The sequence below is a fragment of the Pedobacter sp. CFBP9032 genome, from assembly GCF_034045265.1.
GTDB lineage: Bacteria > Bacteroidota > Bacteroidia > Sphingobacteriales > Sphingobacteriaceae > Pedobacter.
In genome coordinates this window covers 254333-268652 of the sequence record NZ_JAXCWE010000002.1, presented here as the reverse complement: position 1 = coordinate 268652, position 14320 = coordinate 254333, and the positions used below count along the sequence as shown (strand labels likewise).

The 14320-nt window shown below is 35.2% G+C and carries 8 protein-coding genes; 5 read left to right on the top strand and 3 right to left on the bottom strand.

Translation table 11 applies throughout. The annotated features are described in order from the left end of the window. Positions 1-309 precede the first annotated feature (309 nt). Positions 310-1368, top strand: a complete 1059-nt coding sequence (locus SOM16_RS04910) for a DUF4932 domain-containing protein (protein WP_320462875.1) — start codon at positions 310-312, stop codon at positions 1366-1368. Positions 1369-1619: 251 nt separating this feature from the next. Then, on the top strand, positions 1620-2294 hold the full coding sequence (locus SOM16_RS04905; protein WP_320462874.1) for an alpha/beta hydrolase: 675 nt from the start codon (positions 1620-1622) through the stop codon (positions 2292-2294). A 953-nt stretch (positions 2295-3247) separates the two neighbouring features. On the opposite strand, the gene SOM16_RS04900 is transcribed toward SOM16_RS04905, so the two are convergent. After that, positions 3248-4393, bottom strand: coding sequence for a WYL domain-containing protein (locus SOM16_RS04900; RefSeq protein ID WP_320462873.1), 1146 nt, complete (start codon positions 4391-4393; stop codon positions 3248-3250). 457 nt (positions 4394-4850) lie between these two features. Here SOM16_RS04900 and SOM16_RS04895 point away from each other — a divergent pair, with 457 nt between their 5' ends. The 3 genes from SOM16_RS04895 to SOM16_RS04885 all read left to right on the top strand — a co-directional run bounded on the left by SOM16_RS04895 (position 4851) and on the right by SOM16_RS04885 (position 10141). Next, positions 4851-6461 (top strand): reverse transcriptase domain-containing protein, encoded by a 1611-nt coding sequence (locus SOM16_RS04895; RefSeq protein ID WP_320462872.1) that lies wholly within the window; start codon positions 4851-4853, stop codon positions 6459-6461. A gap of 374 nt (positions 6462-6835) precedes the next feature. After that, positions 6836-7237, top strand: a complete 402-nt coding sequence (locus SOM16_RS04890) for a hypothetical protein (RefSeq protein ID WP_320462871.1) — start codon at positions 6836-6838, stop codon at positions 7235-7237. A 21-nt stretch (positions 7238-7258) separates the two neighbouring features. Then, a complete protein-coding gene (locus SOM16_RS04885) occupies positions 7259-10141 on the top strand; it encodes an NACHT domain-containing protein (RefSeq protein ID WP_320462870.1) in 2883 nt (960 codons plus the stop codon). A 284-nt stretch (positions 10142-10425) separates the two neighbouring features. On the opposite strand, the gene SOM16_RS04880 is transcribed toward SOM16_RS04885, so the two are convergent. Together SOM16_RS04880 and SOM16_RS04875 are read right to left on the bottom strand one after the other, a co-directional pair. Beyond that, on the bottom strand, positions 10426-12954 hold the full coding sequence (locus SOM16_RS04880; protein WP_320462869.1) for a DEAD/DEAH box helicase: 2529 nt from the start codon (positions 12952-12954) through the stop codon (positions 10426-10428). Further along, a complete protein-coding gene (locus SOM16_RS04875) occupies positions 12954-13904 on the bottom strand; it encodes a DUF1837 domain-containing protein (RefSeq protein ID WP_320462868.1) in 951 nt (316 codons plus the stop codon). Before SOM16_RS04875 ends, SOM16_RS04880 begins: the two co-directional genes overlap by 1 nt. Between the last annotated feature and the right edge of the window lie 416 nt (positions 13905-14320).

Sequence of the window (14320 nt, the reverse complement as noted above, 5' to 3'; positions counted from 1 at the left end):
TTGTAAAAATATAGTTGTGTGCACTGCTATCTATTCATGGTTTCCATTTTTAAGCGATGGTGCCATTTAATTGTTTCTGTTTTTAAAAATAAAAATCCCTCAAATGAGGGTATTAACGAGGTCATGACTGGAAACACTTGCCACTGCGGAACCTATCTTTAAATTGGGGACGCCATTAAACCAGCTGCGAAAGATTGGGCCTAAATAGATGGAGATATAATTTTGTTCAGTTTAAAAGAGACTTTTATTTTGATGGCCACTCAGATTTGATTAAAATTGATGATTGACATTCAGCAGCTACGATCTCTTATGATGAACCGAAAATTAATCATTCAGCGCTTATCCGTTTTATTACTTAGTTTCTTTTCAACGCTATCTTACGGCCAGAAGATATTTTCAGTAAAAACTGATCCCCGGGTGGAAGCTTTAAGCATTTTCTTCACATTGGCAACTGCAGATACACTGGATACCAAGCCTACTCCATCAATTTATTACCGTGAGGTTAAGGCATATTTCAAACCATATCATGAGCATCCATCTTTAAACTGGTACCGGAAATTACAAAATTGGGATGGGCCGGACATGGCTTCGTTAGGTCTTTTTTTGTCGGCAAACTACCCCTTTACCTTACAAATCAAACCAGCGGCCAATTACGTTAGAAACTCTTCGATAGATACCTTTCTGGTACGTTTTAATTCTTTTTATAAAGATTGCCAGGTGAGAAAATTTATAAATAAACACGAGGGAGAATATCGAAGGATTAACCAAAGAGCAGAACTTTATATCGAAAAAAGTGGGATACTTGACAACGTAGCTTCATTTTATAATTCTAAACAAAGAGGCGAGTATATAATTTACACTGATTTTTTATGTAACCATGGAAGTAACGCCATCACCATAACCAATAAAAAATTTGAAGGAAAGATCATCGCCAAAGTAGGATATATAGAAGATAAATCAAAAAAACTAACAGATGATAGTGCTGTGGTTTTCGAACCTGCACTAAATGTGGTGGCTCATGAATGCAGTCACATTTATCTTAAAAATTTTATAGTCCGCTATCATGATCGTTTATTTAAAATCAGAGACCATTTTTTAATTTTAGCTAACGGAAAAAAAATCGCAGAAAAGGAGTGGGAAAATGAAGTTGATGAGTTGTTAGTGAGGGCCTCTGTGGCACAAATATTAGCACAAAAGTTTGGAAAAGAAAGTGGTGAGATAGAAATACAAAATCAATCAAAGCATTTTAAATGGGCAAAAGACTTGTATCTTTTTATGGATAATTATATAGGCAACAGAAGCCAATATAAAAGTATTGAAGACTTTTACCCTGAATTAATTTCCTTTTTTGAAACGCATACTTCTTGATTATTAGTCATATCACAAGTAAAATGAACATCAAGGCTGTATTAATGCTTCACATATTAACTTCAATAAATTATCAGGATCACCTAATTGCTTAAAGAATAAACGATACCAATGAAAAAACTTTTCTGCCTCCTTATTTTATTTCCGCTGGCCTTCCATTTATTCGCCATTAATCCTTCCCGGGAATATCAAGTAAAACCAGAACAGCTTGGTTTGAAATATCAAACGAAAAAAATAAAAGTGAATGCTACGTGAATCTCAACTCGTGGTTTTTTCTGCAAAATAATTTATCGAAACCGTTTATTATTGTCTCTAATGCTGACGCTGGAAATATGTCCAACTGTTTAGGTCAGGCACGTGCATTTTTTATGGCAGGGTACAATGTTGTGTTATATGATTATCGGGGATTTGGAGAAAGTTCAGACTTTGAGATTAATAAGGATATGATGTATTATGATGAATTTGCAGAAGATTTACATGCGGTTTTAAGCCATGTTAAAAGTGAGTACGGAGCAAAAACGGTAATTTTGTATGGATTATCAATGGGAACAATTGTCTCAAAAATCGTTTTGAATACAGATAGAACTATAAAAGGTGCAATATTAGATTCTTTTGTTATTGATCCTAATTTGTTAGTAAACAGGATCTTACAAATAAAAAATAAGCATATTTTGCTTCCTCAGGGTGCGGCAGCATATGTTCAATCCAACAAAAAACGTACTTTAATACCAGTTTTATTGTTTTCTGGTATGAAAGATATGGTTACCAAGACAACAGATTACTCCGCTTTTATGCGGCTCAATGCAAAGTCACAACTGGTAACATGGGATTGTAATCATATAGAGTCCTTTTATAAAATGACGAAAGATACTGATAGCGATCTTTATATGGCTCAAGTTAATAAATACATTAAAGGTTTAATGTAAGCAGATGACTAGTAGGTAATATTAGTTTACAAACTACCTCATGAACCAGATATTACGAGCAAAACTTAATATTATTCACTTCTTATTGGTTTGCATCTCTGCAATACTGTTATGTTCAGTTATTTATATGTTGGGTATTCCTATTGCATTTTCTGTTTTATTTGGCGAAGGGCAAAGATCTTCAGTGATTGAAAGTTTACCGATTAATATGTTTATCGGGAATTGGGGAGCTGTGATTTTGGTATTGCTGATTTGCGCCATCTCCCTGGTTGTAAATTTTAGGCGAAAGAACTTCAAGTATGCCAAATCCTATTTAATCACGATGGTGATTGTTTTTTTGCTGTATCTGTTTAGATTTCAAATTGGAACATTTTTTATTAGTTAAAAACGAGCAACATTGACTGCAGTTCTGATTGATTAAGAACCAATTTAAAATCTGTTATGATCTCGACCAGCCCTAGAAAAATAGATTTAATGCGAATATTGGCAATTCCCTAAAAGCAAAAACCCAGCTAATCGTGCGATTGCAAGGTTTATACATTTTGGTATTCTTTGGTGTGAACCCGCTGGGATGTGAACTTCGTTCAATTTTCAGCGTTTAAAGATTATCTGGGAAGGTTTTTAAAAAGTGACTCACCGAATCACTCACCTTTTTGTCTGTATTTTTTAGTTGCAATTGCTTAATATATACGTTTTTTTGAAAAAAACAAATAACCATTCGAAAGAATTTAACCATGATTTTAGTGAAACTATAAGGACTAAAAGACTTAGAATCTTCTAGTCGATGGTTCGAATCCGCCATAGGTACAGAGCGTAAGTTTTAAAGTTTTTCATCGCCAAACTTTTAAGTAAACCATCAAAAATTTCGATGAATATCGACTGCCTTCATGCTCGCTATTAAGGGGGCAATAAGGTGATTTTTTTGTCAGCGGCTTAATTCTTTAAGTGTATGTTTAAACTACTTTCATTTTAAGTTCTTGCAAACTTTGCACGCGATCAATTCTAAAATTCCGCTCCGCTTGCCGTAATAAACAGTAACCTACCAAATAGGAAACATCCCTTCTATCTTCTTTCACAGTAATGATTGTAAAATCTTTTAATGTCCTATGGGATAGCTGTTCATTACGGTTTTTATACTTAATCCTAATAAATGTATTGCTCTTCTTTGCTTTTTTAACAGCCAAAATAATTTCATTCATTATAAATTGCGGTGTCGCCGATTTTGGTTTATGGGCGATATCAAATTCGGGGACTTGAGTTTTGAATGGATTTTTTATCGGCCTGACAGCAGTACGTTGTGTTATCTCAATTTCTTCAACTTTATTTGTTATATAATCGTAAGCACGTAAATAGTAATAACCACTTCTGTTAGCTATGTGCCGAGGTTTAACTAAGGAAATTCCTTTTACGCTACTTATAGCGAGATATCCCGACTTATTAATAGTTCCTTGCAATAGGCTTAGCTTAATTTCATCTACGTCTTCGACCAGTTCTACGGCTTCCAATGGTAACGAGTATTCAGCAATCCTGTCTGTTGTTGGGTCAAATAATGAAAATTTTATATCCCAACCATGAACTTCACGTACAGTTTTACTGGTCTTTTTGTCTACAATGGGATTAGTGCTTTTATGTTCTTTAGCATCCAGTACCTGCATTATAGGAGGTAAAAAAGATAGAAATGAATTAATGACTGTATTCCCATTGCCTAAATTAACCGCGTTATCTTCATAAGTAAGGGATGATTTTTTCTTACCCAATTCGTATGGAGCTGATTTCAATGTTATTCTATCGCCTCTTTTTAAAGTGACCTTGTTGATATCAACTGTGCTTAATGCTATAAGTTTCAGATCTGTTTCAAAAGCATCTATATCGATAAATTTATATTGCTTAGGTGAAAACCAGGTACATTTATATTTAAAGGTATCTATTGGCCCCAGTGTGCCAAGTATGGTTTGCTTTGTTTTAAAAACCTCCGTTACTACCATTAAGGGCGGTAACATAATATGATCCCCGCTAATTATTATATCAGTTAGATTGTTTTGATACGGATGAATTTTTAAGGCCACCACATCCCCAATGCTAAATATTTTAGATTCCATTCGTAAACTTAAAAAATAATTGAAACAACTTTGGTATATTTGTAAACGCCTTGCAGCTTGAGGGTTATAGACATTTAGTTAGGCCACAAAATTTCTTGCTGAAATCATTAAAATGACGAGAGAAATTTACTGTTATATGAAATAGGATAACAGGTAAGAGATTGCCATGAATGAGCTCTATTTGAGCAGTTAGGGTCTTCATCACCTCTACAACTCCGCGGAGTAGCAGTAGTAATGAATGAACCTCAACGTGTTCAGGAGTGCTTATACAGCATATCACTAATATACGGATAATGAAATGAATTATCAATAGCATCTTAGTTGTTGTTAAATTGTTTACTAGTCTATATATTACATTGGAAAAAAAATGTGTGACTCAGTTATTGGGTACTGGCCTTACAAATAGTAAGTATGTTTATAAATAAAAACCCGTTACACCGGGCTGCAAGGTTTTTTTATGATCCCTCCCTTTAATGAAAGGCCGACCTGGTTAAAAGGGAGAGGCTATCTGCACATTACTCCTAAAATCGATATCTTAAAAAAATACGAGGAAATATTTACCAAAGTAAAGAACGAGGTATTTGTCGGCAGGCATGGTTTTTTCCCCTTAATTCATTCTGTTATTAAGGAACGGAAATTTAAAAAGTTAACTAAAGGTAAACCAAGGGGACATTCGTATAAAGAAAAAGGCAAGCATAAAAAAACCGCTAAACTAAGGCCGCTTCATTATGCTACACATATTGATTCGATGATATTTGGGTATTATGCCGAGCTTTTATTAAATCTTTATGAAGAAGAACTGGAGAAATATGCCGGATTACCTGATTGTGTAACAGCCTACAGAAAAATAGGCGTTGATGAGTTTGATAGCGAAGAACCATCGGAAGATGGAGAAGAACAGAAGGAAATGGTTGGGAAAAGTACAATTCATTTTGCGCACGAAGCTTTTGATGAAATAAAAAAACGAGCATCTGATGGGTGTGTGGTACTCATGTTTGACATTAAAAGTTTTTTTAGTGAATTAAACCACGATAAACTCAAAGAAGCTTGGTGCAGTCTACTCAAAGTTTCTCGATTAAATGCAGACCATTTTAATGTTTTCAAAGCCGCTACGGAATTTAGATATATCCTAAAAGACGATTTGCGTGTTAAGCGAGGTACCAGAGGACGTAGAAGCGGTTTCAACGAAAGAAAATTAGCATCAATTAGAAAAAAACATGGAATAGAAGCCTTTTTTGAATCAGTGACTGATTTTAGAAACGCTATAAAAAACAAGGAGCTTACAGTATACAAGCATCCCTTTATGAAAAATAATATCCCCGTGGGCATACCACAGGGGCTGCCAATAAGTGCGGTACTGGCAAATCTTTATTTGCTGGAATTTGACAAGGAAGTTTTAAAAACAGTCGTTGACGGGTATGGCGGTTTTTATCGTCGATACTCTGATGATATAATGGTTATTTGCAAACCAGAACAAGCCAATGATACCGAAAAATTCATTCTTGATGAAATAATAAAAAGTCATGTAAAGATTAGCACAGAAAAAACAGAAAAATATCTGTTCAAATATTTTCAAATTAGCCCACGAAAAAACAAACTAACATCAATTCTTTTATCAAAAAACAGTTCAGCCATTGGTAAACCGTTGACTTATTTAGGCTTTGAATTCTATGGCGAGAAAACCCTGATCAAGTCCGCCAACCTTGCAAAATTCTATAGACGAATGATTTCCACGGTCAAAAAGAAAGCAAATAGAGCCATTAATATTAGCAAGCATACATCGTCCGGTCCAGCCATATATCGCGGTGGCTTAAAAAGGACTTATAGCATACTGAAATTGGAAACCGAACAACAATTCACTAAGAGAAAAAAGTTGGTGAGAAATAGCTATGGGCAATATTCAATGGAATTTGAAGAGATAAAAAAACGTTCAGGCACTAACTATTTTTCTTATGCAAAAAAGGCAAGTATCATAATGGACGAGCCCGCTATAAAAAATCAAGTCAGAAACCACAATCGAATTTTTAATTCAGCAATAACAAGGCACTTGAAGAAAGGTCTTTTATAATATTATACTTAAATCTAAATCGCAAATTTTCAGGAATGACTTAATCGAAAAAGTTGACAACATGTCAATAATAAGGTAGTGTTACATTGTTATGGTGAATTATTAAATTGATTTCCAGTGCTTTATGATCGTCGTCTGTGGCTGATTTACCAATTCTGTACACGGAATCCAAAATTAATTTCTCCTCTTAAAGGGTAACTTTTCATGCCATTATTTCCAGTATTCTAATGCCTTTAGTTGTGTGACGTCATGTTTTGGGAATAGATTATTTCCATATTTTACTCATTTGAGAATACAAAATTCCTGTTCGAAAAATGCCCACTTGGACAAGTTGCCTAAATAAATTCTCTATCTTGCACTATAAATGTGAACTAATGGAGGCAATGGAATATGAGTTTTTACTAAGAAGAATCTATAATTGTGGCAGACGCGGTGTACCGGGGGCGGATGCCGACATATATCGAAAAATGGAGCATGCGGAGAGAGCATATTCCCTAGATTTGGAAAACATCAAAAATCGGACAATGAGAATTAGCAATCAATCGATAGAAGAGATGCAGTACGAATATGAACGGGAATGTGTAAGTCTTTGGTTATATATCTCTAAAGCAATCGGAAAAGCCATTCAGGAATATGGATATAAACTCACAAAAGATGAGCTTTCCGAACTAACAAAACTAGCAAAGCGCCCAACTGATCTGAGCAAAAAAGTAATAGATGAAATAATTGATATTACTAATGATATATTAGCCAAGCATGAAATCCACCCAGGATAATTCCCTAAAATAACTTAAAGTATGGACGTAATTGCAGCACCGCAAAAACAAAAAATTGATAGTGTTAAAGGTCTTGATAAAGAAAAACTTTTTCATCTTATTATAGCTGTAGTCGAAAAACTCGGCTACACATCAATTAAACAAATTGGAGATGTCGTGACAGGAACCTATTCCGGCCCTTTGTCACAACATCAACATGCTTTTATCTATTTAGATGAAAAGCTAAATGCTTCCGAGCATACAAAAGTTTACCAGTCTTCTATAGAAAAGTTCTCCGACACCCACAAAATAGTAACATTCTTTATTTTTAGTAATAATGTAATCACAAAAGGTTTTCAAGTGGATATAAAAACCCTTTTGCCAAAGTTTACAATTGACTTTCTCGGAAGAGATGATCTAATCCCGCTTGTCGATAAGCATCTACCGGACTTTTGGAAACATGATGACGTTCAATTATTAGAATATGAACGTGCTTATTGCGATTCCATTCATGGAGATAGCGACTTAAAAAAACTTCAAATATTTAACGAAAAATATGATAAGCTTTTAAAGATTTTTATTGAACCAAATTACTATCACTTTTTTGAGGATAAAAATACAGGCACCCCTATCAGGAAAAAAGTTGGTATGGATCAACTTTGCTCAAATTCTAAACCACTCATTTTATCCGGGTCAGCAGGAACAGGAAAGACAACCTCTTTAAAAAAAATTGGAGAACATCTCATCTCTTTAAATAAAAGTACTGATAAGAGGAAAAACCTTCCAATTTTCTTATCGATTACTGAATTGTTTGAGGCTAATTACGATTTAAAAACCCTAATCAAGAAAAAGTTAGATAGTTTCTTTGATGAAGGTTTTGATTATTTCAGCAATTATAGTATTACAGTATTAGTCGACACCATTGACGAGCTTGAGGAGGCTAACCAAAATACTATCCTATCACAACTAGAAAAGCTTTATAAGAATAAGGGTATAAACTTTATAATCGCGTCGAGGAATCATGAAAAGCTCTATTCAAGCCCAATTCTAAAAGAGGCGGATAATTTTTCAATCGAAAAATTCAATAATGATCAGATTAAGCGTTTCATTTCCAATTTTTTCCAAAATGAACAATCAAGAGCAGATGCTCTTTTAGATGCATTGAAGGATAACCGTATTCTTGAAAAGCTACCGATAACGCCGTTAACATTATCGTTGATATCAATTCTTTATGAAGAAAATAATTTAGAAATACCGGCAACCATAACAGATATTTACGACAATTTCAACGCTGTTCTGCTGGGGAAAGCAATTGTCTCTTCAAGACTGGAGTTCATCGATAGCTCCTTTAGAGAAAGAATTTTATCGCTGTATGGGTTAGCGCTATTGGAGCGCAAGGAACATACTCCGATGGATAAAAACGAATTTTTCGATTATTTTGTCGCCTATTATAAAGATAAAACCATTCCAATAAGAAAGGGAAATATTGAAGACGTACTTGAATATCTAATAAATAACACCGGGATATTACTTGTCAAGGATGGAAAATACGTTCAATTTAGTCATGATTCTTTCATGGAATATTATGGAGCCATTGAATTATTCAAGCATCAACGGAATAAAGAAAATCTCCTGGTCGAGAATTTTTTTGATATAAACTGGCAAAACGCATCATTTTTTTACGCCGGTAAATCAAGAGATATGTCTGATTTTTTGATGAGGATTATTACAAAAGTGCAAACTTCATCAAAAGTCAATGAATTTTTCATGGGTGTAATGGGTTTAGGATATTTAATGCAGTCTTTATACCAGACAGACAATAAAATCAGAAAGCAAGGGGTTGACATGGCAGTTAATATTAATATACAAGCCCATGAAGCTTTAATGAAAATTTCTTCTGATGAGGACGCTCTATTTAAGAATTACAAGTTGCCAATTTTGTTATTGATGAATGTGTTCTATTTCTATGAGAACTTTAATTCCATAACTCTTAAAGAGCCCTTAAACTTATCTTTTACTGATTTCTATAATCAATACCAGCATTTAAATGACACTAGTTCAGGGTATAAAAGCCTAAAATTAGCTTTAACTCTTAATTCAAAACGCATTAATGAAAGCTCGCAACTTGAAAAACTCATATTTGAAAGCAATTTAACACACGATCCCAGCCTTGTGATGTTGGCAGATCTTGCGTTGGAAATGAGCAAAACAGAGAATTACAAGGAACTTAAGAAAGCTGTTAAAAAGGATTACCATAAACTCAGCGAACCATTAAAAAGATTAACAGACATTCCAGCTGGCAAACTCAGGTTCACAAATTACGACAAAATTCGTTCTGAACGACGGTATATCGTTATAACAGAAGGTAAGACGGATGCAAGAATATTAGAGCATGCGTTTATGGTTTTAACGAGCGGAAACATCCCTTACTGGGAAATAAAAGCTGCAGGAGAAGAAAATGCGGGGGTGAAAGAATTAGCCAAAATAATCCAAAATGGTTCCATTATTTTATCTAAAGATCAAAAACTAATTGGGCTGTTTGATAGAGACAGTGGTGGCCTGGAAGAGTTCCGAAGATTAAAGAACTTTGATGATTTAGAAAATCATACTTTAAGGAAACTTCAAAATCAGGAGGTTTATGCTTTGTGCCTGCCTGCTATTGCGGATCGAGAGCACTATATTCAGGAAAAACAGGTTTTCAATTTTCTGGAGATAGAGCACTACTTTTCACACGAACTATTAAACAAACATAATAAACTAAAAAAGACCGCAATTGAAAACGTGTACGAGATTATTGGGAACAAAAATTCGTTTGCCAATGAAGTTCTTAAAATTCAAGAACCTGCTGTTTTTACCAACTTCGTTGAGCTTTTCAAAAGGATTGATAAGATCACTGGTATTGAAGTGAGTTATTCGACTGAATAGGCACAAAAGCAAAATTTTAATTTACAATCTCTTTCCGAATTGCATCAAGCATAGAGATTGTAAATTTCCAGATACTCAAGTAATCTTAAGTTTAACCCTACCTTTTTCGAACCGGTTTAGGAGGCGAGAATTCAAATTATAGTTTACATACTAATTGCAGGAGTAATCTGTTTTGTTTATGATCCTGAAAATCGAAAAAAAACCAAATGGTTTGGAAAGAATATTTCAGAACGATCTACTGATTCGCTCAAGGAAACATTGCTTATCAGCCATAACGGGCTTTTTTAATTAACATGCTTGGTGGTCTTTAAACGAATATCCTCAAGTATTATGGGAGAAAGTTCAAATTGTGCCATATCCTGCTCAGTTATCCATTTTAAAGCCTCTTCCTTAGTCATATTGGTATTAGTAATATAATTGGATAACTCTACAACCGTATTACGTGTAAGTCCTAAAGACAACAACGAGAGGTGAGTTTTTTGGGATACACCAAATTCTAGCCAAAGATTTAACTGAGGGATATTTTCAAGCAAATCTTGCCTGGCGCATTCGTTCAGGAAAAACCGTAAAATATCCACATAACAACTGGAATCTTTTGCAAATCTAAATCTGGCAAATGTCTCGACGTTGTCCATAACCTCCCTAATTACCACATGGATGTTTTTAGTAGCTGCGTATTTTTCGTTGCGTTGGTAGGCATTATAAGCAGCTCTGATAATATACGAGAGGGGTTTGCCAGACATCCAGTTCATTAGAAGTATTGATCTGGATGTATTCAGCTGCGCGGGATATGCTGATAAGGTTTTTCCGATACGCCCGACTAGTTTAATGTACTCATCATGAGCATTTTCATCCTCGGGGTAAACTGGTATCAATGTTTCTGCGTCAGCAATTTTAGACCGGAAATATTCCAGCAGATCTTGTTGCGCCAATGGTGAAATTCCGGGGTTTCGAGTGATGATTTCGTTAGGAAGTTGAATACGCTCCCTGATACTTGTGAAGAGCTCAATTAGCCTTGGTTCAAGATTCGTATGTTCTGTCAAGTTGCCCTGTATGAATTTTGCATAGTAATAACCAAATGCAAATTCAAGGTCTTGTCTTGTTTCAGCTATTGCCCTGGGAGTATCTGTTTCAATATATTCAATAAGTTCCCCTTGCTTTGCCTCAATAATATCAAGCGCCCTGATTATTTTTTGCTTTTTCTTTTCAGGATTAGGCGGATTTTGCCAGTCGGCAGGTTCTATACATATGATGTTACCGCTAAACTCTTTGCCCCAACGTCCCGCGCGTCCGGCCAGATTCCAAAAGTCACTTTGATTGAGATGTGTCCTACTACCTCTTTTCGGCTTTCTAATAAATATTGATTTTGCTGGCAAATTAACACCTTCCAATAGGGTCGAAGTACAGATCAGATATTTTATCTCCCCATCTTTAAAAAGATTCTCAATTTCCTGTCTGATTAGAAGCGGCATGTTGCCATAATGAAATGCAACTTTCCTTTCTAATACTCTGGCAAGCCGGTAATCTGAATGCACAGTTTTTTTTACTAAATCGATCAAAAGCTTTACCCTTTGCGAAGCCTCCTCACTTGAAAGCTTATCGTACAAAACGAGTGCAATATCTTCGGCCTGAGCAGCGCCATTACAATAAATAATATTTCCTGTGCTGTTCCCTGAAAAAGCAACCGACATAAAGGCCATCTTTTTCAGTTCGGTTGTCGGTCTGTCAGTCATTTGCAAGGTGCCCAGTTTTATTACTTTATCAACGAGTGACAAATTCAACTCCCACAGGCTTGATTTACGCGGAACTTGTGTGCAATAGATTAGGTTTTGGTTGACAGCTATAAATTGCGTGTTAATCGGTTCGGTTTTTCCTTCTATAGATATGCTTTCCAGTAACAATTCTGGATTTGATGTAAACGGGCTTGAAAAATATACCTTTACACTTGGATTGGCTGAAATAACCTCTTCCAATTTCTGCTGTAGCAGAATGCCCCTATAGGGATCTTCGATCTTATGTGCTTCATCTACGATGATAATATCCAGTCTAAATTCTATGTGCTCAATTAAGAACCAATGAAGACGTTCCTGCGTAAAAACAAATATGTTTGAATCATATTGTATAGTATCGTATTGCGGAACAGTAGTTAAATTGACGGTGGAAAGTCTGTATTTATCCAGCAGCTTACGCAAATCGTCCTCTACTTGTGCAATCAGTGCCCGTGTTGGCACTAAGTAGACGATGTTCCTATTTCCTTTTAACAGTTCTTCTATAATAATGCTGCAAAGGATAAATGATTTACCAGAGGAGGTTGGGGCGGATATGCTTATCGCATCATTTTCAAGGTAGCTGTTATGTACCCGCGTTTGAAACTTATTTAGCGAAACCGTTTGATCTCCTAGTGTTATAGAGTTTTCGAAATCTGAACGCAGCTTCTGAAGTTTCAACGGCAATGGAAGATGTTCTTCAAAATCATTTGATATTCTTCCTCGCTCAATCGCCAGTTTAATTGCTGGTTTGTTTGTTAGACTTTGTAGAATTACAGCCGCACCTTCTTTTTGCGTTATACTAGTATCGTCTTCGCTGATTGCTGTTTGAGCAATTCTCAGCGCGGCATCTAAATGCTCATTTTGATCGGAATAACTTAATGCGCTCGCTATTCCAAGCATATTATTCCAATCTATCGCTGCAACAAGGTTTTCTTTTTGGTTTTCCCAAACTAATTCAGGAATGCTCCCGCTAACACTTAGAGTTATCAAGGCTTCGTATTGTCTTTGAAAGCTTTTTAGTTTAAATAGTTTATCAGCCAGCATTACTTAATAGTCTCTAAATAAATCCTTCTAAATTCAGCTACCGAGGGAAAAGGAAGTAAAAACACATGAATTTCTTTAAGTTCCAAGTTGGTATGGTTTTTTATCTTTTTTACCAATGTATTTTGCCACGCCTGGATTTCTTCTTTAATTTCTTCGACTACAACCTCAGTAGTTTTTTGAATTTTATTTGCGGGATAGTTTCCTATATCAAAACCAATAAAGCAAAGACCTTTATATACAATGCTATTAGACATATCATCGTCTTTATCAAAATAGCGAACGAGTGCATCTTCTAAATCAGGATCGTTTACATTTGCAGATATATTGGCTGTGATCAATTGTAAATCTCTTTCCTGAACAGAACCCGATGATTGTGGGTCTAATAAAAAGCCTTTTAAACTCTCCATACATTTTCCCATCGCATCATTCATGTTGCTATACATCTTTGACTCACCCCAATAAAGATTTAAGGTAGAACTAGCACTGTCATAACTTACATGAATCCCATCTGCTCCCTGATAATGTAATTGACCGGAAGTTTTAAGAGACATTTTGCTTATAAGTTGAGGAATTTTGAGAAATTCCTGTACTAGAATGTACAATAGTATTTCGCCACCTTCACCCGTTTTTTCTAGGTCAGTAAACAATCCCTCAGCTTTTTTTCTTAGCCTAACAATCTTTGCTGTTGAATTTGTTTGAGCTAAATATTCCCTAGCCTCATCTATTTCTTTCTTAGGAATAGCATATTCAAGGATTTTTTCATCGATAAAGTCGATCAAATCATTCAGCCTTAAATTATTGTTTGCATCCACCTTTAAGCAGTAGCAGTGACATATTGTAGAAGTGTCAATTAGGTTTATATGGGAAACTACTTCTGCGAGCCTTGATTTGATCTCTCCTTTAGAATTAATCAATAATCTGTCGATTGCGTCTTCAATTCTTTGGCTCATCCCTTGTAGCTCAACTGGTCAGATACAATGACAGATACTTGGAGTAGGTTATATTTTAAGGTCAGGTTCTTCATGCGAGCATATTTAGTATCTCAAACATAACGAATTTTTCGAATGAAATGGTAAGTGCTTGGTTAGTCGAGCTTTTCGTAGACCTTTGCTTTATTGTATTTCAATTTGCTTAGGAGCCACTCTACTTTTTTGCAAAACCGTAACAAATACGTAACGGAGCAAAATTTTGCGGTTCCAAAAATAGTTCGTAAATTGCTTCTGTGAGTCAGAAAAGCATATTTTGCCTCATAATAGGGCGGTTAGGCTAGAAGACTCATAATCCTTTAGTCTAAGAAGCAAGTGATACATATAGCAATTTGTTAAATGTGCATTCTTTGAAAAAACCTTAAATTAGTTTATTCAAG

Coding starts and splice junctions, on each gene's coding strand:
- SOM16_RS04880 (WP_320462869.1), bottom strand. CDS start 12,954: ATGCTGGCTGATAAACTATTTAAACTAAAAAGCTTTCAAAGACAATAC.
- SOM16_RS04900 (WP_320462873.1), bottom strand. CDS start 4,393: ATGGAATCTAAAATATTTAGCATTGGGGATGTGGTGGCCTTAAAAATT.
- SOM16_RS04910 (WP_320462875.1), top strand. CDS start 310: ATGATGAACCGAAAATTAATCATTCAGCGCTTATCCGTTTTATTACTT.
- SOM16_RS04875 (WP_320462868.1), bottom strand. CDS start 13,904: ATGAGCCAAAGAATTGAAGACGCAATCGACAGATTATTGATTAATTCT.
- SOM16_RS04885 (WP_320462870.1), top strand. CDS start 7,259: ATGGACGTAATTGCAGCACCGCAAAAACAAAAAATTGATAGTGTTAAA.
- SOM16_RS04895 (WP_320462872.1), top strand. CDS start 4,851: ATGATCCCTCCCTTTAATGAAAGGCCGACCTGGTTAAAAGGGAGAGGC.
- SOM16_RS04890 (WP_320462871.1), top strand. CDS start 6,836: ATGGAGGCAATGGAATATGAGTTTTTACTAAGAAGAATCTATAATTGT.